The organism is Providencia sp. PROV114 (genome assembly GCF_032704305.1).
Classification (GTDB): Bacteria; Pseudomonadota; Gammaproteobacteria; order Enterobacterales; family Enterobacteriaceae; genus Providencia; species Providencia rettgeri.
Map to the genome: position 1 here is coordinate 173,656 of NZ_CP120528.1, position 20,765 is coordinate 194,420.

20 protein-coding genes are annotated in these 20,765 nt (G+C 39.3%); 18 read left to right on the top strand and 2 right to left on the bottom strand.

All coding sequences use genetic code 11. The features are described from left to right. Positions 1–93 precede the first annotated feature (93 nt). The 18 genes from P3L37_RS00780 (at position 94) to P3L37_RS00865 (ending at position 18,231) form a co-directional block, all read left to right on the top strand. Positions 94–498, top strand: a complete 405-nt coding sequence (locus tag P3L37_RS00780) for a type III secretion system protein (protein ID WP_004266188.1) — start codon at positions 94–96, stop codon at positions 496–498. A gap of 6 nt (positions 499–504) precedes the next feature. Continuing rightward, on the top strand, positions 505–1,797 hold the full coding sequence (gene sctN, locus P3L37_RS00785) for a type III secretion system ATPase SctN (protein ID WP_004266187.1): 1,293 nt from the start codon (positions 505–507) through the stop codon (positions 1,795–1,797). Further along, complete coding sequence (locus P3L37_RS00790) at positions 1,797–2,252, top strand: hypothetical protein (protein WP_004266186.1); 456 nt, start codon at positions 1,797–1,799, stop codon at positions 2,250–2,252. The genes sctN and P3L37_RS00790 overlap by 1 nt, the downstream gene beginning before the upstream one ends. Next, positions 2,224–3,927 (top strand): hypothetical protein, encoded by a 1,704-nt coding sequence (locus P3L37_RS00795; RefSeq protein ID WP_110731496.1) that lies wholly within the window; start codon positions 2,224–2,226, stop codon positions 3,925–3,927. Before P3L37_RS00790 ends, P3L37_RS00795 begins: the two co-directional genes overlap by 29 nt. Positions 3,928–3,929: 2 nt before the next feature. Further along, positions 3,930–4,862: a FliM/FliN family flagellar motor switch protein gene (locus P3L37_RS00800; RefSeq protein WP_110731495.1), complete on the top strand. Its 933-nt coding sequence runs from the start codon at positions 3,930–3,932 to the stop codon at positions 4,860–4,862. 10 nt (positions 4,863–4,872) lie between these two features. Then, positions 4,873–5,529: an EscR/YscR/HrcR family type III secretion system export apparatus protein gene (locus tag P3L37_RS00805; RefSeq protein ID WP_272513474.1), complete on the top strand. Its 657-nt coding sequence runs from the start codon at positions 4,873–4,875 to the stop codon at positions 5,527–5,529. A 13-nt stretch (positions 5,530–5,542) separates the two neighbouring features. Beyond that, on the top strand, positions 5,543–5,815 hold the full coding sequence (gene sctS, locus P3L37_RS00810; protein ID WP_004266181.1) for a type III secretion system export apparatus subunit SctS: 273 nt from the start codon (positions 5,543–5,545) through the stop codon (positions 5,813–5,815). Then, on the top strand, positions 5,812–6,606 hold the full coding sequence (gene sctT, locus P3L37_RS00815; RefSeq protein WP_042851467.1) for a type III secretion system export apparatus subunit SctT: 795 nt from the start codon (positions 5,812–5,814) through the stop codon (positions 6,604–6,606). The genes sctS and sctT overlap by 4 nt, the downstream gene beginning before the upstream one ends. Before the next feature lie 17 nt (positions 6,607–6,623). Beyond that, positions 6,624–7,727: an EscU/YscU/HrcU family type III secretion system export apparatus switch protein gene (locus tag P3L37_RS00820; protein ID WP_110731494.1), complete on the top strand. Its 1,104-nt coding sequence runs from the start codon at positions 6,624–6,626 to the stop codon at positions 7,725–7,727. Between the two features lie 115 nt (positions 7,728–7,842). Continuing rightward, entirely contained in the window at positions 7,843–8,358 is a 516-nt protein-coding gene (gene sicA, locus P3L37_RS00825) for a type III secretion system translocator chaperone SicA (RefSeq protein ID WP_110731493.1), read from the top strand. Between the two features lie 12 nt (positions 8,359–8,370). Then, a complete protein-coding gene (gene sctE, locus P3L37_RS00830; protein WP_110731492.1) occupies positions 8,371–10,326 on the top strand; it encodes a type III secretion system translocon subunit SctE in 1,956 nt (651 codons plus the stop codon). Between the two features lie 18 nt (positions 10,327–10,344). Continuing rightward, a complete protein-coding gene (locus P3L37_RS00835) occupies positions 10,345–11,505 on the top strand; it encodes a hypothetical protein (protein ID WP_272667467.1) in 1,161 nt (386 codons plus the stop codon). 17 nt (positions 11,506–11,522) lie between these two features. After that, complete coding sequence (locus tag P3L37_RS00840) at positions 11,523–12,611, top strand: IpaD/SipD/SspD family type III secretion system needle tip protein (protein ID WP_316927668.1); 1,089 nt, start codon at positions 11,523–11,525, stop codon at positions 12,609–12,611. Between the two features lie 44 nt (positions 12,612–12,655). Beyond that, positions 12,656–14,245, top strand: a complete 1,590-nt coding sequence (locus P3L37_RS00845) for a hypothetical protein (RefSeq protein ID WP_162598840.1) — start codon at positions 12,656–12,658, stop codon at positions 14,243–14,245. Positions 14,246–14,255: 10 nt separating this feature from the next. Beyond that, positions 14,256–14,507, top strand: a complete 252-nt coding sequence (locus P3L37_RS00850; RefSeq protein WP_004266172.1) for an acyl carrier protein — start codon at positions 14,256–14,258, stop codon at positions 14,505–14,507. A gap of 243 nt (positions 14,508–14,750) precedes the next feature. Continuing rightward, on the top strand, positions 14,751–16,154 hold the full coding sequence (locus tag P3L37_RS00855) for an MFS transporter (RefSeq protein ID WP_272667469.1): 1,404 nt from the start codon (positions 14,751–14,753) through the stop codon (positions 16,152–16,154). 76 nt (positions 16,155–16,230) lie between these two features. After that, positions 16,231–17,232, top strand: a complete 1,002-nt coding sequence (locus P3L37_RS00860) for a LacI family DNA-binding transcriptional regulator (RefSeq protein WP_109912339.1) — start codon at positions 16,231–16,233, stop codon at positions 17,230–17,232. Positions 17,233–17,256: 24 nt separating this feature from the next. Beyond that, entirely contained in the window at positions 17,257–18,231 is a 975-nt protein-coding gene (locus tag P3L37_RS00865) for a nucleoside hydrolase (RefSeq protein ID WP_109912341.1), read from the top strand. Positions 18,232–18,271: 40 nt separating this feature from the next. On the opposite strand, the gene P3L37_RS00870 is transcribed toward P3L37_RS00865, so the two are convergent. Together P3L37_RS00870 and P3L37_RS00875 are read right to left on the bottom strand one after the other, a co-directional pair. Continuing rightward, positions 18,272–19,660: an amidohydrolase family protein gene (locus P3L37_RS00870; protein ID WP_109912342.1), complete on the bottom strand. Its 1,389-nt coding sequence runs from the start codon at positions 19,658–19,660 to the stop codon at positions 18,272–18,274. 141 nt (positions 19,661–19,801) lie between these two features. Continuing rightward, complete coding sequence (locus tag P3L37_RS00875; RefSeq protein ID WP_109912344.1) at positions 19,802–20,752, bottom strand: carbamate kinase family protein; 951 nt, start codon at positions 20,750–20,752, stop codon at positions 19,802–19,804. Between the last annotated feature and the right edge of the window lie 13 nt (positions 20,753–20,765).

The window sequence follows — 20,765 nt, forward strand, 5'->3', positions numbered from 1 at the left end:
AAAAAATCGGCTTTATTAACAAATAAAGCAACCGAATTCAATATAACTATCAGTATTGAATAATTAAAATATCCTAAAATATAAGGAATACCAATGAAATATAGATTTATAGAAATGCTAAATGAATATTTAAATTCTATGGGACGTAGTGATCTAGTTAACTCTCAATTAGATTGTCATTCTAATATTCAGTTTGAAATGCATGGTTTTGCTGAAATTAATATTGACCTATCTACAGACGATATTATCATTTGGTGTAGTTTAGATAATTGTAACTATAGCCATTTAGATGCGGTTAGTGCTTCCTTATTAAAATCATTATTAGAATACCCGCCAAATAATTTTTATCCAGGCCAACCGGCATTGAATATTGTGGATGATGCTTATGTCCTTTCTGCCGTTTTAAAAGAATCAGCTTTAAATAATATTCAATTATTTGCAGATAGTTTTGAAGAATTCTTTGAGCGTGCAAATGAACTTAACAGCCTAATTTCTTAATCTATTATGAAGTTATTTGATCTCTGCGCGCATCCTGCGCGCATTCATGGGTGCCTAATTGAAGCCCCACTACAAGGCGTATTTATTGGTGAGATTTGTTTTATTGAGCATTCTCTTGCGCAGCCAAATGTTATTGCCAAAGCACAGGTTGTTGGTTTTAAAGAAGGGCTCACGGTACTGAGTCTAATCGGTCGTGCTCAAGGTTTAACACGAGAAGTGGTTATTCGCCCGAGCGGTTATCCGTTTGTATTTGAAGTGGGTGAACATTTAGCAGGTAAAATTTTTAATGCGGCAGGTGAACAAGTTGGTACGTTGAGTGAAAACCTTTCTGAGCCAATGTTACTCAATACGAAATTACTGCGCATTGATAGCCCTCCAGTGAGTGTTACACAAAGGCGGCCTGTTGCTGAACCGATGGTAACAGGGGTGCGTGCCATTGATAGCTTACTGACATGTGGCTTAGGTCAGCGAATTGGTATTTTCGCCGCTGCAGGTAGCGGTAAAACCTCATTAATGAACATGATCATCAACCATGCTCATGCGGATATTCATGTCGTTGCTTTAATTGGTGAGCGAGGTCGAGAGGTTATTGAATTTATTGAAGAATTAAAAGAGTCACCTCATGCAGCACAGACCATTTTAATTTATGCGACTTCAGATAGCCCACCAATTGAGCGATGTAATGCCGCGTTACTTGCGACTACGATTGCTGAATATTTTCGTGACTGTGGTCGTAATGTATTGCTGTACGTTGATTCCATGACTCGATATGCGCGTGCGTTGCGAGACGTGGCTTTGGCTACCGGAGAACTACCTGCTAGGCGTGGTTATCCTGCTTCTGTTTTTGAACAGCTTCCTATGTTGTTGGAACGCCCAGGGCAACTAAAACATGGCTCGATTACCGCTTTTTATACGGTGTTATTAGAAAGTGAAGAAGAAGCTGACCCGATTGGTGATGAAATTCGCTCAATTCTGGACGGCCATATTTACTTGAGTCACAAATTGGCCGGACGTGGACATTATCCTGCGATTGATATCTTACACAGTATTAGCCGCGTATTCCAAAAAGTGACTACACCGGAACATCGTCGGTGTGCAATTGATTTGCGTGACATGATCTCAAGGCTTGAGCAAATTCAGCTTTACCTTGAGTTAGGTGAATATCAACGTGGAGAAAGCCATGAAAATGACCGCGCTTTAGATAAAAAAGAGCAAATTGAAGGTTTCTTAAAACAAGCCATGGATGAGCCAATGAATTTCGACAATATGTTAAACATTCTCAATGAATTGGCGTCTTAATGATTTCTAATTTATTGGCTTTAACTGAGCGACGTTTTGACCGGACATTACAAGAACAATCGCAATTAAATTCAATAATAAAGCAACAGCAACAACAATGTATGGATATTCGCCAGCGTATTTTAGTTCTGGCGACACAGACCACATCTTATGAAAAATCAGAAGAATTAAGCCGAATCGCTTTTTGGGAACGGCAGCGATTGAAGGCTGTGGTTCTATCCGAAATTGCTCAATTTGAATTTCAAATAGAAACCTTAGCCGTTGAAATATCAAAAAATAAAATACTGCAGTCTGAAATTGCTAAACGAGCATTTATTTTACGCAATAAGTGCGAGAAATTCCGAAATTATCTCAAGCAGCAACGTATAGCAAGAAGGTTAAAATCAGAACTTCAGCAACAAAATGAAATTGAGGAGTTATTCGTACATGTCAGTAATAAAAGCGAGCTCAAATGACAAAGTACCTCATGTAGTTATCGAGGGAAAAGCAATGTCATCAACATATAATACCACTGAATTTAGCCATCAAAATATAACAAAAAAAATGGCGAAGCTAGTGAGAGACAAAAATATGATGAAGTTGTTCAATCATAAAAGTCAAAATCAACAAAAGGATATATCTATTTTTCTACCGGTAGCTCTTTCTTCTATGCAACAAATATCGCAATTGAGCGACTTAGCGAAAGAACTGATTACCTGGAAAGAAAGCGCATATATTGGTGAAGGCAACCAAACGGCAGAACAAAACAAAGAATTAAATATTAAAGAGACCGAGCCGTTAATAAATCACTATCTATTTACGGAGAACAATAATTTAGATATTAACCCATTGCCTCATTTGACGACTATGGACCAAGCCGAAAATGTAGGTGCATTAATCGTAGATAATAATGCGAATATTAAATTACAGAGTAATTCACTTACTGAGGACCAAGTTGAAATTTCTTATAACCTAGTAGCTGATAATAACTTTGATACTAATCTCATTACTAGCACACCTACCGTTGATAATAACTTGCCGATGACGCCGAACATTTCAGCTGAACAGAATATTACTGACGAAGATGAGACTCCATTATATAACACTATGATGGTTGGTTTTCCATTACAGAATATCCCGCAGCGAGCAAAGGGAAAAGTTAGCGATAATTCAGTTCAATACGAAAAAAATAAATTTCAATTAAGTGAAAAGACTCAGCTCAATGTAGAAAGTTCGTTGGCGGAGTTAGCGTCTAAGAATACTTTAAGGCCGACATTAAAACAGTTAAAACCACAGATAAAAACTGAACAACCACATATTGAACATGCAGCAAAAACCGTAATTAAACCCGTAAATCCACAGGAAATTGGTCAAGAGCTATTAAAGCCAATTCATCATCGACCAATTAGTTCATCTGATACCACTTCATTAAATATGTTCCCACGAACAAATAACCGATTGAAAGATGGGGCATTAAAAAATAATTCTTCCCTTCTGGGGCAGCAGTTAGTATCCCATCAGGTGGATGATCAACAGGGTATTAAGCAAGGTATTAAAGATAATAGCGCTCATCATGTTGACGCACAGCTTGAGTTCGTTATTGCAGAAAAGGAGCCCTTTATGCTACCGGCAGCATCACAGAGGATCACCACTTTAGATAATAATAAGCAGATTTCATTATCTGAAAAACCTACACACCATTTCTCTAATGAAGCGCAAGCGGCGGCGACATCTTCACAAATTTCATCTGTAGAAGAAATAGATCCTTCTACCAATATCATGGCAACAACATTAAATGAGGCAATGCGACCGTCTGTACCACTACAGGTTGTGCAACAGAAGCAAGAGGTGCATAAAGCGCCAGAACTCATGGAAAATAATCCACTTTTAGGTGAAGACAAACAGCCAAAATCGATGGGGCGTAGTCTCACTTATACCTTTAATCAGTGGCAAAGTAGCCCCTCAGTGACATTTGAATTGGCATCTAAAGGGGAGTTCATTGCTTCGACAGCGAGCCGAGACGTCCAGTTGGCATTGAATGAAAATAAACATTTATTGAACCATGAAAGCAGCGTGCAGATCCGACGTGAAGATGAACGCCAGCAGCAGCGAAACAGACAGCAGCATGACCAACAGCAAGAAGAAGATTAATTATGTTGAAGATTCGACGGATCAGTTCTCAAGAAAAACAACTTAAAATTTGGCAGCAATGTTACCTAGTTAATGCACAAATAAAGCAAGCTAACCGCAGTATTCCTTATTTCAAATTATCGCTTGTGAGTGAAACACAGAAAATAAACGCATTAGTTGCAGTTGAAAGTTGGTGTCATTATCGTTGGCCTAAACTCGTTCATTATGCATGGAATTTATTATCAACCAATCAGTTATGCGAATTATTTGCCTCTGAATATATCGGAATTACATTTTTCTCCCAGGATTTCCGTTGTGAATCTGTCGAGATAGTTGATGATATGCGTATTAACTACCAGCCTTGGTTAATCGTCAAGGAGACTCACCTTGGGGAAGTATTATTAGCAGAGCCAATTGAAGGTTTAGAAAAAAAACAACAAACGAATCAGATAGTTGGCCATTTAAAATTGCAAGCTGATTGGATATTGGGATATAGCTATATTAGCGCCAAACTTTTGCAAACCATAGAATTACGAGATGTGCTGAGTATCCAACAATTACAGTTAAATATGTCTGTTACAGGACAGACATTAGCACGATATCAAAAGCAAGAAGAAGGACTATTTATGATTGAAGAATTAGTGGCGCCAAAAGATGAAAGTGAATGTGTACTTCCTGAAGAAGATGAAGTGCAAGAAGCTGTACGTCCCTTTAATGTAAAAGATATGAATATTAAATTAACCTTTGTTTTAGGCCATACCGATATTACTGTTGATGAGCTTTCAAAGATGGAGCCTGGTTATATTTATTCTATTGGTGAAAATAAAGAACGTGAAGTTAAAGTTTATGCCAACAAACAACTTATAGCCGAAGGGGAACTTATTTATATTGGCAATAGTGATGAGCTAGGGTTAGAAATCACACATATTGTGAGTTTAGGTGATAAAAGAGTTTAATATGCCAACAATACCAGAAGGAATTCCATTATTAGTAATTATCGCCTTTTCAACATTATTGCCATTTATTATTGCTGCGGGCACTTGTTATTTAAAAATCTCGATTGTATTAATTATGGTACGTAATGCGATGGGGGTTCAACAAGTTCCTTCTACTATGGTATTAAATGGTATCGCGTTGCTACTTTCTATTTTCGTGATGATGCCAGTATTACAGGATGTGAATAATCATATGCGGCAAGAGCCGGTTGATTTTAGTAATGCTCAATCAATCGATAATTTTGTTGAGAATGGACTAGGGGGATACAGAGCTTATTTGAAAAAATATTCAGACCCGCAGTTAGTCACTTTCTTTGAATCAATACAACAAGGCCGAAGCGAAGAGGAAGTGGCGGCTGATGAGGGTGAAGCTACATTATTTTCTTTGTTACCCGCATATGCATTAAGCGAAATTAAATCGGCTTTTGAAATTGGTTTTTATATTTACTTGCCGTTTGTTGTGGTTGATTTGGTTATTTCCAGCATTTTATTGGCGCTGGGTATGATGATGATGAGCCCAGTGACAATTTCGATCCCAGTTAAATTAATTCTATTTGTTGCAATCGATGGGTGGTCGCTGATTTCTAAAGGATTGGTAATGCAATACATTGAATTAGCACAGCATTAAAGCGAATAATACTATGGATCAAATCGTTTATTTAAGTAATAAAACGATGCTATTAATCGTTTTATTATCAGCAATACCCGTGATAGTAGCTACTACTGTGGGGTTATTGGTAGGGTTACTGCAAACCGTCACGCAGCTTCAAGAACAAACATTACCTTTTGGCATAAAACTATTAGCGGTTTTTGGTTCGCTCTTTATGATCTCAGGTTGGTTAGCCGATAAAGTGATGAATTTTGCATTAGAAACTTTAAGTGCAGCGATCCCTGCTATTGGGCTATTCGGATGAACCAGGAAATGCTATCGCTGATGTCCTCACTCTATTTTGTCTTTCAAGAGGGGTTGATAAAAATAGCGTTAGCTTGGCTGAGAATTGCGCCAGTGATGTTTTTACTTCCTTTTTTAAGTAATAAACTGCTCAATGGTGGAATTATTAAAAACTGTGTGGTGGCGTATATTGCGTTAGGTTTATGGCCTTTTTTTTCTTCTCATGCCATACAATGGGATGAAATTAACTTCGTTGATGTCTTTATTTATGAAATTTCGATTGGGCTCGTATTAGCATTGATATTAGCTTTACCTTTTATGATAGCTAATGTTATTGGTGAGTTAATCGATGCACAGCGTGGTGAAACGATTAGCAGTATTGTCGACCCGGCGAGTGGTTCAGAAGCATCAGAGCTGGCAGTTTTATTGAGTCATATTACTTGTATGGTGTTTTTAGCTCAGGGAGGTATGTATCAACTCGCTAATATATTTGCACAAAGTTATCAATTATTACCCTTTGCTCATGGATTTACTTCATTTAATAGCCTCCCCTTAGGGGAGTGGTTAAATAAAATGGTTGTTAATGGTGTTGTTTTGACAGCTCCAATATTAGTGACATTATTTATTACAGAGGTCGCTCTAGGGTTATATTCCCGTTTTTGCCCTCAACTAAATGCATTTTCGTTATCTTTGGCAATAAAATCAATCATCGCATTTTGTGTATTTCTGCTTTATTTCCATAATGAAGTTCCTGACATATTAGTGAATATGATTTCAATTTCACCACTACGAGATGTATTTATTTCCTCTTAATTGCTACGAGTATAAATATGGCTGAAAAAACAGAGAAGCCTACCGATAAAAAAATCAAAGACTCAGCAAAGAAAGGACAAAGTTTTAAAAGTAAAGATAGTGTTGCTGCAATTGTGCTAGTAGTTAGTGCATTTGTGATAGAAGGGCTCTCTAGTTTATATGAGCTCGGTGGGTTAATGCGTAAAATATTTTTACATCCAACGGAGATAAAAATTGATGCATTACTTTGGCAATTTTTCACTATCTTTTTAAGCGTTGTTTTACCGGTGTTATTTGCTTGTTTTTTATCTGGTGCGATAATTTCTTTATTACAAAGTCGTTTTAGATTAGCTAGCGAAGCTATTAAACTCGACTTTGCAAAATTAAATCCAATTGCAGGGTTTAAAAAAATATTTTCATTGAATTCATTGAAGGAATTAATTAAGGCTGTCTTGTATTTAATTGTCTTTATTGTATCAACATTAGTCTTTTTTATTGTTTGGCGCAAAGATATTTTTATGCTCTACAGAACGATGATAAATGGAATGATTAGTCAATGGGTTAGTCTGTGTATAACATTTATTGTTGTTTTTCTTGCTGTCGCTCTAATAATTATATTGGTTGACGCAATAGCTGAATTCTTTTTGTATATTAAAAACTTAAAAATGGAAAAGCAAGAGGTCAAAAAGGAATATAAAGATAATGAGGGTGACCCTCATATCAAAAGTGCACGCCGAGGGATGCATCAGGAATTACTGTCGGAAGAGGTTAAGTCAAACGTTCGTAATTCAACATTCGTAATGGCAAACCCAACGCATATTGCATTACTTATTTATTATGATTCGGATATTGCACCATTACCCTTTTTATTCTCTAAAAGTAAAGGTTCGCAAGCAAAAGCAATTGTTAAATACGCGGAACAACAAGGTATTCCTGTTATTAGAGACATAGTCCTAGCAAGGCAAATATGGCGTTCATATAAAAATGACAGTTTTATCGATGAAAGAGGATTAGAGGATGTTATGCAAATAATATCTTGGTTATTCCGTATCGAATTAGTAAAAATGGGAGTTGATATTGATAGCGCATTGGAAAAAATAGGGGGGAATGAATCACATTCACAAAAAAATAACAATCATTAATTAATGATTTATTTGTTACTTGAATCGTTTTTTTAAAGAAAGAACCAAGCCGGTTAATTATGATGCAAACATAAAGTATGTGTTATGCATTGCATATCAACAATAAGGTAAATATATGAATAATGCGGAAACAAACAATTTTCAACAAACTGATATGGAAGAATTACTTGACAATATTACTACTGCATTAATGGATGGTGCCACTTATAAAGATATACACGGTATTCCACAGAGTACGATGGATGGTATTTATTCTTATGCATACGAATTCTATCAACAAGGTAAATTAAAAGAAGCAGAAACTTTTTTTCGATTTTTAAGTATTTATGATTTCTATAATACAGATTATGTCATGGGCCTTGCTGCCGTCTATCAATTAACGAAGCGATATGCGAAAGCAACAGAATTATATGCCTTAGCATTTGTATTGGCTAAAAATGATTACCGCCCACTTTTTCATGCAGGGCAATGTAATTTAATGATGAAAAAAAGTAGTGCAGCGATTCACTGTTTTGAAAGTGTTTTAGAAAGTAGTTCTGATGTGGACTTGCAAAACAAATCGCAAATCTATTTAAGTGCATTAAAGAAGGACTCTAAAATAAGTCCTGATTTAACAGACTCTAATATATAACGAGGTTATCGTATGGTTGATATTACAAATCTTGGCAATAGTGAGCGAATAAAGAATATTCATACCTTTTTACAAGGTAATAACCCATTAAAGCTGAGTGAAGATATTACAAAATCAGTTTTAGATTTAGAGGATGTGAGTAGAGAGTTAGTGTTGGGTGAACAAACAAAACGAATTCAGATAGAAGGCTCACCTCGCTTGGGTAAACCTGTGATGGCAAAGGCTAGGTTAAGTACTCAGTCATCTCCACAAGGCCAAACATTTAATGCAACGGCTTTATTAGTTGAAACATTTGCGACAATACGTCGGTTGTTACATGAAGGCAATATTGGTGAATTAAATAATCGGTTACAGCTTTTAAACCTTGAGTCAACCGCTTTACGAAAGCAAGGGCAGGAGTTACTTGATTCTTTTGCGAATTCTACAGAAGAAGCAGCCAATATTGAAAATCAACGGGGCGAAGCTAAAGACCAATTAGATTTAGGTAAAACTAAATTGGCAAATGCCCTAGATTCACTAAAGGAACATCAATCTCCTGTAGAACGTAACATAAAAGAAATTACGAATACACAGGAAAAATTAAGTGAGTGTGAACAACGACTAGAGCAAATAAATACGTTTGATAAGCCTATTACGGAAGAAATTTATAACGAAGAAGTTAATATTAAAAAGCAAGTGGAAGTACTTTCCAACAAGCTCGATGAGTTAAAAAATAAACGAGATGGTTTAGAAGGTACAACAGGTTTATTGAAGGCTAAGGTTAAAACACTAACTGAAAATGTCGATAAACTTCAAAATAATTATAACGCTCTAATAAATAAAGAATATGATCTTATAAAAATTTCTGGCGATGCTAGCAAAAAACTGGATGCATTTATCAAAACAGCCCCTAGGCCTGTTGAGGTTGATGGTGATAAATGGGAGAACACATTATCGCTTTTAACAATGCTGACGGCTCAGCTTAAAAAAGTCATGAATGAAGACTCTATTCGTAATATGAAAGAGCAAGAAGCAGTGATGATGGAAATCAATGAAGCTTCTCGGAAAAATTCGGATAAAAAAGCAAAAGAGGCTGAGGAATCTGAGCGTAAAGCGGCTGAAGCCAATAAAGCGGCATCTTGTGCCAGTAAAGTTTTTAGTTATGTACTTTTAGCTGTTTCAGTGATTGCCACCGTCGCTTCTTTTGGAACGGCAGCACCGTTAACACTCGCAATAGCCGCTATTGGTATTTCGATGGCGGTTGCAGATATTGTATTGGAAGAAACAGGGCACGGGAGCTTAATGCAGATGCTTGCCAATGAAATTTCTTCAGCAGTAACGGATGTGTTGATCAGCTTTGGTGTCGATGAAGATAAAGCGAAGCAGATTGGTAGCATTGTGGGAATGATTGTTGCTGCGATAGCATTCTTAGCTTTCTCGTTACTTTCTATGGGGTCAATGGTTAAAAATATTGCTAATACCGTTAAAAGTGCGGCCCAACTCTTGCTGAAAAATGCTGGAAGCATACTAAAAAACACCGTCAAATCAATGCCAAAAAGCTTAATGAATGCATTGGGTAACGTTGCAACCAAAACGACAAAAGCAAGTGATTCGGTAGCTGATGGCACTAAAGCCATTAAGCAAGTTGGTGAAACGGCAAAAAATACCAAAAACCCAAGTGTCGCTATGGCCAAATTAGAAGTTTCTGCAAGAGGTATGAATGCAGGGCTTACAGTTGCAAGTGCAGCAACAACAGGGGGATTAAATGTGTATGCAGCATCAATGGGAGAAAAAATGAAAGAGATGCTCGCCGGTATGATGCTAAATAACGCTGCTATCGAAGCGATTACCGAGTTACTTAACCAATTAATTCAAGCTATGTCGAAAAACTATGAGCAGTTTGATGAAATGTTCGTATCAATGCTTAATGGTCTTCAAAAATCGAGCCAAAGTAAAGTCGATATGATGAATACCGCACGCTTTGCGTAAACTAAGGAGTAATTTTAAATGACAGCCATTACGACACAATCCGTAATAGCTAATAAAGCTATTTTTAGTGCTGAAGCACTAGGAAATAAAAAAGAGATATTTGTTTCAACTCATCCAGCGGCTCGACAAGAAATTAATTTAGCAAGTTTGCCACAATTAACATTCGCAGAATTTTCAGATAAGCCGGTATTAAAGTCACCATCGAATGGGGAAATAATGCCAGAACAATTAATGGGCGCCCTATCAGAACTTGATTCAGACGAAATAGAAAAGGCGGCAATACTGTTAAGTGCATGTCCTCCTAAACTCGCTAATGAGTCACATCATATTTTTGAAAATGCAGAACAAAAAGCGATTGGAAGCATTAGCTCCACGAAGATGAGTGAATATATTGGTATTATCAGCAGTGATATTATTGTTGAAATATCAAAACTTATCCGCAAAGTTGCATCCGAAATTAAAATCTCAGACCGCCAATTGAATGCCGCATTTAACATCTTAAGTGGCAAAATGGTGGAGGCAGCCGCCGCATCCACCATTAAAGAAGGAAAAAAGATGATGGAGAGCGCCATGATTAATTTTGGCGTCTCCTTAGGTATCAGTGGCTTAGGTGCTGCATTCCAAGCGAAATCGTTACATACGCAAAATAAATCGATAAACGCTAACTTAAAAGCGGGTGTGAATAATACTAATTCGGGTAATAAGCTCAATGGTCAAGTTACTGAACTAACTGGAAAAAATAACGGAAGTACCGTACTTAAAGGTAAGGACGGTAGTACTATTGAGATGGTTGACCAAGCAACAGCAGGGCAGAAAACGTTAGTTGCGAAAAATATGCAAAATGCAGCAGATAGCACGAAAGCTCATGGCCAAAATCAGCTTAATGACCATAACAATATTGTCACTAAAGAGAGTGTGAAACGTGGTGTAGCAGAGCAAGGGGCTCGTTTATCCGATAGTGCAGGAAATATGGCAGGATCGGCATCACAAGCTGGAGCTAAAGCGGAAAGTGCTAGCGCGATGATAGAACAGGAAACGTCATCAGCAGCACGTAAAGTCTCTGAAAATGCAGAGAAAACAATGAGTGAAAGTACGGAATTGTTGAAGAAAATGGATGAAGCTTTAAGGGATATTCGTGATTCTAAAACGCGTACATTCCAATCTGCAATACGAGGGTAATAATGAGTACAACATCATTGAACCTGTTGGCAAATATTCAGCTTTCGCGCGTAAATAATGTCGGTTTAATTGATAATAATCCTTCCCCTATAGGGGAAGGTGTTGCGATTGATCCTAATTTGGATATCTATCAACAAGTCGTCAGTTATTATGAGCAATTATGTGATGAAATAGCCAAGCCTATAGAACGAACTAATATTGTTTTTGAGCAGCTAAACGATATTTCTGAACAGGCAAATGCTTTAATCCGAGAATTGAAAATATCAGGGGACAACACCTCTAGAGTATTAATAAAGTTATCTGACGAGTTCGCGACATTACCCGATGGTGCGGCAGCGTATTCATCACGGTCGCGGCCGATTGAAGATGGACGAAGCCATATTGGTCAGGTTGAGAAAATAATCAAAAATATTAACAGTGGGTATCAAAAAGATTTTGGAAACATAATAAAATCATCCACAAAATATATGCAGGATGTTAATACCGCTCTCGGTAAAATATCCGAATATATTAAAGCAGGGGATGATGGAAAAATAAAATTTCAGCGCGTCAAGTTATTAGATCGACTCGATGAACTTTTTAGCGATTACACAGACCATAAAAACGTAAGAGAAAAAGAGCTAGGAAGAAATAAACCTCTGACGACAGATGCTGATGATGATAATAGAGATTACTATAAGGACTGGTCTAAACCTGAAGATAGTGCCTGGGACTTGCATGAAATGGAATATAGTGATTCCGCTTTTGCATTTTGGAAAAAAAAGCTTGGCGGCCAAGGGTTTGTTGTAGACACAAGAACACCAAAAGGTAAAAAAGTTATTCGTATTTACCCAGACCTTAACCCACTTCGGGAAATTATGAAGTCGATTTATGATGTTGAGGATACGACAAACGGCTGGAAAACTGCAGGCGTGGAATTAATGGCTCAGACTGTGCAAAGCCTGCAAACGGCAATTGATGCTCAAAAAAATGCAGTTAATAGTTCTGTTTCTCGATTATTAGAGACTTTTCGCCAAGATAATAGTCACTTTGATACATTAACTCAGTTATTGATAAAATTAATTCAAGAACTAAACCAATATAATAGCGGTTTAGTTAATATTTAACATGTATAAAAGAAATTAATAATCGTTTATTATAAGGATAACTTATGATGTCAATATCATCCATTCACAGCCCGTGTAAGACTAGCATTAATAACATTAACCATAATCAAAAAATTAGCAGTGGGTTTTCTAATCAACTAAATAAAATTATCCCATCGGGAACAGAAAGTTTATTACCTAAGAATAATATTAAAAATGAAATTAATATCTCTGGCGATGTTAATGAATTACATGCGAGTAACCATCAACAACAAATAGAAGAAATTACACAACTACTTAGTTCTTCTGATCGTTATATTACTTATGAGATGGTCGAGAAGGCATTAAATGCTGGGGGGCATGGCTGTACTTTACAGCAGGAGATAAACCATAGACCTGAAAGTGCATTGGTAGTATTGACGTTATTTGAGCCTCAAGAAATACCACGAGCATTACTTTCTGCAGCGACAGAGTTAGTTAAGAGTATAAGTACAACAAATTTAAGTAAAGATAAAAATGTTAAAGATATTTTAAATAGTCAACAGGAAAAGGTAGATACGCAACTCGCTAATTTTTTATTAACTAAAGGGAATAATGACTTGGTAACACGTTACCAAGAGAAGTATGTTTCCCCGGCAATTAAACAGCAATTAACTGCATATTTCCCTGATAATGAAATTCAAAGCCACTCAGTAGATAAGTTTTTAGTCACAGAAGCAAATGAACAGCTAGACAGTGATATTTCTAAATTAATAATGGAATATAATAAAGTTCCTGCTAATCAGTATGGCGATAAGTATCAGCAATTAAATAATATATTTCGTAGCATAGAGAAAAAAATAGGCATCATTATGCCGTTAAAAGTCAAAATGAATTTAACGGCATCTGTGAAACAGGAAAGCTCTGACAATAAATTACCAAGTGATGAGGTTGATGGTTTAACTCGTCAATTAGTAGCGAACCCGTCTAGAACGGTTGCAAATAGTTATAATACAACAACTATAATAAATAATTACGCTAGCTCACCATTGAGTGAGAATGCTGAGCAGGTTTCTTATCAAGGAGCTGATGTTAGTACAGAACAAGAGCTCCCTTCATCAAATACACATGAAAATGATAAGCCATTTGATATTAATGAACCTTTATTACAAAGAAACGTAACATCACCACAAAGGGGATTGAATACAAGAGAAACAGAGCCTGCGCCAGATTACGATTCCCTTAATAGCGACGCTCAAAATGACCAAAAGGTTGAAATAATTAAATCGAATGTTCATCTAGAAAGCCTTAACGGGGAGCCTTTATCTGTTGAGGAAGAAGACGCCATGAAATCGATTGAAGAGCGGTTTAAATCCTCGGTTAAATTAGCCAGTAAAAGTAACCAACCAATGGATATTAAACCTAAGTTTGGTAGCCATTACGGCAGTTACTTAATAGATAAAAAAGTCCCTGAGGGTGTGAAACTGACTAATAACAGAGAACTTGTGCAGGAGAAATCAACCAAACCGGCAGAGACAGAATCGTTTTTGTCCATTAAAAATGCCTCTCACTATAGAACATCTTATATTGATGGCAATGCTAAAGTTGTATTGTCTGCAGAAGGGTTAATGACACGTAATTTAAATGAAAAATTAGATTATGCTAAGCAGTCTTAAGGTGAATAAAATGAACTCATCGACAGAAATTCACTGGCAGTGGTTATTTGAGCAAATTCAGCAGATTCGAACCTATTCTGGTATTACAAATGATTTTACGCTTGATTCGACATTAATCGCAGATGTACATATTGATTCTTTAGAAATGTTGGAATTGATAGCGGCTATCGAACAGTATACAGGGCAACCAATTAACGATGAAGTTTGGATGAAATGGTATAAGTTGAGTGATATTGTCGAGTATCTATTGAGTGTCAAATAAACAGATAAAGCCACGGTATTTATTCGAACGTGGCTTTTATTTTTAAGCTTTTTTATTTATTTCCTATCGAATTATTGCCATCACATAAAATTCATATTTTTGCCGTCAAGTGATAACGCTCACAAAATAGCATACCCTCGTTTGCTTAATTCTACGCGCGTAGACTATCCTTTAAGTAAATAAAAAACGCCAGTTAGATTTTTTGATTAATAGGCTTTGCGCCAACACCAAGGGTTTATAACTATGGCTACACAATTAAATATCGAGGCGAATCAACAAGCCGCGCAAGAGCGGTTAAGTACGCCGGAAGGAAAAAAAGATTTCCGGCGGGCGATTTTCTCTTGTTGGTTAGGTACAACCATGGAATATGCGGATTTTGCTCTCTATGGTTTAGCGGCAGGCTATGGTTTAGCGGCAGGTATTATTTTCGGTGATGTTTTCTTCCCTGATGCAACGCCTATTATGGCGCTGTTATCGAGTTTTGCCGCCTATTCCGTTGGGTTTATCGCCCGTCCAATTGGTGCATTATTTTTTGGTTGGTTAGGTGATAAACATGGCCGAAAAATGGTCATGGTGATCACGATTGCATTGATGGGGTTATCTACCACCCTTATTGGTGCGATACCCAGCCACGCACAGATTGGTGTTTGGGCGCCCGTTTGTTTGGTGATCCTACGGTTTGCCCAAGGCTTAGGTGCAGGAGCTGAGCTATCCGGTGGAACTGTGATGCTAGGCGAATACGCCCCCGTAAAACGTCGCGGTTTAGTTTCATCAATCATTGCATTAGGCTCCAACAGTGGAACATTACTGGCCTCAATGATTTGGCTGATAGTTTTACAATTGGACAAAGAAAGCCTGATGTCGTGGGGATGGCGTATTCCCTTCCTTGGCAGTATTTTAATCGCCTTGGCGGCGTTATTTATTCGTCAGCATATGCGAGAAACACCTGTTTTTGAAAGGCAAAAAGAGCAGCTTGCTGAAGAACGTCGCCTTGCATTGGAATCTGATACCGTGGCTCATCCTGTTGATAACCGTTCATTTTGGCAAAAAACGCGTGCGTTTTGGACCATGGTCGGGTTACGTATCGGCGAAAACGGCCCATCTTATCTCGCCCAAGGCTTTATCATCGGTTATGTCACCAAAATATTGTTGGTGGATAAATCTGTGCCAACAACGGCGGTTTTAATTGCTTCAATCCTTGGTTTTGCCATCATTCCATTTGCAGGGTGGTTATCAGATAAATTTGGGCGCCGTATTGTTTATCGTTGGTTCTGTTTCCTATTGATGCTGTATGCCGTACCCGCGTTTATGTTATTAGACTCTCGCGAACCGATGATCGTTATTCCGACGATAGTGGTTGGAATGGGGTTAGCATCACTGGGCATTTTCGGGGTACAAGCGGCTTGGGGCGTAGAATTATTTGGCGTGCGTAATCGCTATACTAAAATGGCCTTTGCTAAAGAACTCGGCTCTATTTTATCCGGAGGTACAGCTCCATTAGTGGCATCTGCACTGTTGTCTTGGACAGGTCAGTGGTGGCCAATTGCCGTCTATTTTATTGGAATGGCTGGCATTGGTTTGGTGACCACATTCTTTGCACCAGAAACCCGAGGTCGTGACTTAAACCTGCCTGAAGATGCGATATAAGTGAGCATGGTTGTATATAAAAATCAGAGTGGCTGCTATTCTTTGGCAACGTCATGTTGGAAAAAGGAACTGCTGAGTGTCTGATACGAATGACCGTAAAGTGACGCGGGTAGATGTTGCCCGCGAAGCCGGAACCTCGGTTGCGGTAGTCAGTTATGTAATTAACAATGGCCCTCGTCCTGTTGCAGAGGCAACACGGCAAAAGGTGTTAGCAGCAATCAAAAAAACGGGGTATCGGCCAAATGGTATTGCAAAAGCGCTAGCGTCGGGTAGCACTCAAACCTATGGGCTAGTGATCCCCGATATCTCTAACCCGTTTTTAGCCTCTATTGCGCATGCCTTGCAGCGAGAAGCGTTTAAATATGGGCATGTTTTGTTGCTGGGTGATGCGGGAGATTCACGAGTTCGTGAAAAAGAGCTGATTAATAACCTGTTGTTAAGGCAAGTTGAAGGCCTCATTTATACCAGTGTTGACCGGCATCCCTATGTTGATTTAATTCAGTCATCAGGCACGCCTTGTGTGATGCTTGATAGGATTGAAGCCACAGAAGGGATCAGTACCATTCAAGTGAATGAGAAGCTCGCAGCCTATAAAATTACTCGTCATCTCATTAAGCATGGCTATCAAAATATTGGCATTATTTGCGGCCCAAATGAGATGCTCAATACCCAAGACCGCTTAAATGGTTGGAAAGCTGCACTCACAGAAGCTGACTTAACGATACAACAAAAATGGATTTTATCAGGGGAATATACCCGCGTTTGGGGCTACCAGGCTATCTATCAGATGCGGGAAGAGGGGTTCCCTGAAGCTATTTTTGCCACGAATGAATTGCAAGCTTTTGGCTGTTTAAAAGCCTTAGCAGAATTAAAATTACGCGTACCGGAAGACATTGCACTGGTGTGTTTTAACGGTACAGTGCAATCAGAATATACCGTTCCAACTCTCACAACTGTTCGCCAGCCTGTTGATAAAATAGCGCAAAGAGCGATACAAATTTTACAAAATTGGCCATCTAAAGAAGCCATCTGTGAAGTGGAATTTGAATTACAAATCGGGCACTCATGCGGGTGCTGATTATTTATTGTTTCAGGGAAATTTATGCGAGTAATTATAGATTGCGACCCCGGTAATGGGGTCGTTGGTGCGAATGTTGATGATGGTCTGGCACTTGCGCTGGCTATCGCTGCACCTGAAATCAAATTGGAAATGATCACCACTGTTTCGGGTAATACACCTAGCGAAATTGGCTTTGACGTTGCCAGCCATTTAGTTCATTCACTGGGTGAAAATATTCCTGTTTATCGTGGTGCATCGTCAGCCTTGGTTGAAACTAGCGCGCCATGGCGTGAACTACTCGATAACGGCGCTGAACGAGCGGAACTTACACACCTATGGGACGGTCTTCCCCGCATACCTAGTTTACCGAAGTCTATCCCAGAAGCCGCGTTACGTATTGGTGAATTAGTTTGCCAAAACCCGAAACAAATCACGATTATTGCCATTGGCCCATTAACTAATATCGCAATAGCAATTCAGCTGTTTCCTGACATGGCTCAAAACGTGGCGGAGATAGTGGTTATGGGGGCGGTTTTTAACGTACCGGGGTATTTGAAAGACACTAATTTTGGTGTCGACCCTGAAGCAGCCTATGCGGTGCTTAATAGTGGGGCAAACCTGACTTTAGTACCGATGGATGTTACGGTACAAACGCAAATGGTGCATGAGGATCTCGATAAGCTTGCACAAATTGATACGCCACTGAGCCATTTTCTTGTGGCAACAATGCGACCGTGGATGGACTATTCACGTGCGACACGTCATTTAGCAGGGTGTTGGATACATGATGTGTTAACCGTTGCATGGCTATTGGATAAGAGTTTGGTGACTTATGATAAAAAGCATGTAGGTATTGAGCTACAGGGAGCGCTGCGCGGCAAAAGCTTCTGCTATGACGCACTGCGTCTACGGGTCGGAGTTCCTGAACCAAAAACAAAGCCAATTACTGTACTGCAATCCGTAGATAACTCAGGTTTATTAGATTTAATCTTTAATACGCTCAAACTGAAAAAATAACGTGGCAAGAATAGCGCCTATAGGCGCTATTCTTTTATCACTATGAAGCAGACTTCGGCATCATTCCGTGGGCTAAATGGCCTTTATGAAAAGTCGCGAACCTTGGGGAAATCCGTGCGACTGCCTCAGCAGAACAAGATGCATCAAGTAGCACAAAGCTGGCGTCATCCCCTTTAGCTGGCCACACTTGTTGGCCTTTTTCATCTAGTGGCAAAATATTGCCTGTTGCGATGGCCAGTGAACGGGACAGCGATAACTCATCAGGGCGAGTGTAGAGCTGCGCGTACAAATTAGCTTTTTCTAGCATGTCACCTAGGCCAAAGGGCGACCAATGGTCAATCACGCTATCCGTTCCGGTCATCACAAATACCCCATTTTTATTTAGGGTTTTCAGTGGCATATGCAGTGTGCCAATCGGAACAGTTGAAGCAATGGTGATTTGCTGCTCAGCCAATTGTTTCGCTGTTTTCTCTGCTTGTTCAGGGTTTAATGTTGCCAATGCAAAGGCGTGGCTGATGGTCACTTTACCGCGCAAACTGCGGTTTTCATCTACCGTTTTAATCATATAATCGATAGCGGCAACGCCTGCGGGACTTGTTTCATGTAGATGAATATCCACGCCTTTGTTGTAGTCCAACGCAATTTGGAACATCGAATCGAGAGACTTTTCCATCGCGCTATCCACATTGGTTGGGTCTAAACCACCAACGTAATGAGCGCCTGCTTGCATGGCTTCACGCATTAAACCTTCTGACTTGGAATGTAGTAAACCATGTTGTGGAAAGGCGACGATTTCGCAAGTTAGGTCTTGTTGGTGTTCTCCAAGCACTTTTTGTAAGGCTTCTAAATTTTTCAAACCGGAAACGGGTTCGATATTACAATGGCTACGAGCAATCGTTGATCCTTGGGACTGGATCAGCGCGATCAATGCATTTGCTCTTTCTTCCGTGAAAGGCTGTAATTCAGGTAGCAATTTTTGCTCTAACGCGATCATATCCATAATCGTTTTACCTTCACGTGACTGTGGCGCCTGCCATGGCCCACCATAGAAGGTTTTATCGAGGTGGATATGCATGTCGCGAAAGGCCGGTAGCATGAGTTTGCCTTGCGCACTATAGGCATTCAATGTGCCATCTGCATGTTGTTTATTGGGTAAAACGGCTGCAATTATACCGTCACGGATTTCTACGGTATGTAAGGCGGTTTGGGTGCCGACGACCGTCGAATCATGGTAATTAAAACCCGTTTCGAGTAACACGTCATCAAGGTAATAATGTTTATCCGTGATACTGGATTGGCCTGCTGTTTGGCTAGCTTGGCTCTGGGCGGAGGCAAAGCCCGATACCGCACCAAATAAAGTGCAAGCGGCTGCCACTTTAGCACTGGTGGAAAGGAACTCTCTTCTGCCGGATGATTTTTCTGCTTTCATAGAAACTCCTAGTGATATCCATTTACTGCCGAATTTCCTGTTTTTAAGCGATACTCACCCACCCAGATCGTCATCAAACGATCTGAGGGATACTGCAGTTTGCGACGAACAAAAAATTCGCATGATCCAGATTATAGAAACTTACCCTTGAACAATATGGGTTCCGGTTTCACCGCGTAAAGCTTCTGGTAGTTTTTCAGGGGTGGTGATGATCACTCGTTTACCACCGTTGGCAATAAACGATAGGCTGGCTTCAATCTTCGGTAACATGCTACCTGCTGGGAAATGGCCTTCTTCCATGTAGCGTTGCATGTCGCTGGTGGTAGTTTCGCCAAGTGCTTTTTGTTCAGGTTTGCCGAAGTGAATGCATACTTTTTCGACACCTGTGGTGATAATTAAAATATCGGCATTGAGCTCTTTCGCCAACAAGGTTGTTGATAGGTCTTTATCAATCACCGCATCAACACTTTTGTAGCCACCATTGCCGTTATCAATGACTGGAATACCGCCGCCACCTGCGGCAACCACCACATAATTGTGTTCTGTTAAGGTGCGGATCGCTTGTGATTCAACGACACGTTTTGGTTCGGGGGAAGCCACCACACGGCGATAGCCGCGGCCTGAGTCTTCAACAAAATGCCAGTTTGGGTTTTCTTGCTGTAATTGCTGAGCCTGTTGCCCAGTAAAAAATGCCCCAATCGGCTTGGTTGGCGCGCTAAAGTTTGGGTCATTTTTATCCACTTCAACTTGAGTCACTACGGTAATGGCTTGGCGGTTATGGCGTTTTGCTAAGACGTTAGTCAAAGCTTGTTGAACTAAATAGCCAATTCCACCTTGAGTATCTGCCACACAGTTAGCCAGCGGTGTTAAAGGTAAACCTTCGGTTTCGTGTGCAATCTCTGAGCGGCGCAAATCTAATCCAACTTGAGGTCCATTTCCATGAGTCAAAACAATGTTGTAATTGCCTTCAAGCATGTCACTAATATGCAGCGCCACTTCTTGAACCGCTTTTTCTTGAGCTTCGATAGACTGGCTGTTGTTATCTTTGATAATACTGTTGCCCCCGATGGCAACAACCACGAGTTCTTTCATTGTTAATGTTTCC

Bases quoted from the DNA above. Each gene is read 5' to 3' on its own strand.
- P3L37_RS00855 (WP_272667469.1), top strand. From the start codon at position 14,751: ATGGCTACACAATTAAATATCGAGGCGAATCAACAAGCCGCGCAAGAG.
- P3L37_RS00795 (WP_110731496.1), top strand. From the start codon at position 2,224: ATGTCAGTAATAAAAGCGAGCTCAAATGACAAAGTACCTCATGTAGTT.
- P3L37_RS00850 (WP_004266172.1), top strand. From the start codon at position 14,256: ATGAACTCATCGACAGAAATTCACTGGCAGTGGTTATTTGAGCAAATT.
- P3L37_RS00820 (WP_110731494.1), top strand. From the start codon at position 6,624: ATGGCTGAAAAAACAGAGAAGCCTACCGATAAAAAAATCAAAGACTCA.
- P3L37_RS00835 (WP_272667467.1), top strand. From the start codon at position 10,345: ATGACAGCCATTACGACACAATCCGTAATAGCTAATAAAGCTATTTTT.
- sctT (WP_042851467.1), top strand. From the start codon at position 5,812: ATGAACCAGGAAATGCTATCGCTGATGTCCTCACTCTATTTTGTCTTT.
- P3L37_RS00790 (WP_004266186.1), top strand. From the start codon at position 1,797: ATGATTTCTAATTTATTGGCTTTAACTGAGCGACGTTTTGACCGGACA.
- sicA (WP_110731493.1), top strand. From the start codon at position 7,843: ATGAATAATGCGGAAACAAACAATTTTCAACAAACTGATATGGAAGAA.
- P3L37_RS00800 (WP_110731495.1), top strand. From the start codon at position 3,930: ATGTTGAAGATTCGACGGATCAGTTCTCAAGAAAAACAACTTAAAATT.
- sctN (WP_004266187.1), top strand. From the start codon at position 505: ATGAAGTTATTTGATCTCTGCGCGCATCCTGCGCGCATTCATGGGTGC.
- P3L37_RS00875 (WP_109912344.1), bottom strand. From the start codon at position 20,752: ATGAAAGAACTCGTGGTTGTTGCCATCGGGGGCAACAGTATTATCAAA.
- P3L37_RS00780 (WP_004266188.1), top strand. From the start codon at position 94: ATGAAATATAGATTTATAGAAATGCTAAATGAATATTTAAATTCTATG.
- sctE (WP_110731492.1), top strand. From the start codon at position 8,371: ATGGTTGATATTACAAATCTTGGCAATAGTGAGCGAATAAAGAATATT.
- P3L37_RS00845 (WP_162598840.1), top strand. From the start codon at position 12,656: ATGATGTCAATATCATCCATTCACAGCCCGTGTAAGACTAGCATTAAT.
- sctS (WP_004266181.1), top strand. From the start codon at position 5,543: ATGGATCAAATCGTTTATTTAAGTAATAAAACGATGCTATTAATCGTT.
- P3L37_RS00865 (WP_109912341.1), top strand. From the start codon at position 17,257: ATGCGAGTAATTATAGATTGCGACCCCGGTAATGGGGTCGTTGGTGCG.
- P3L37_RS00870 (WP_109912342.1), bottom strand. From the start codon at position 19,660: ATGAAAGCAGAAAAATCATCCGGCAGAAGAGAGTTCCTTTCCACCAGT.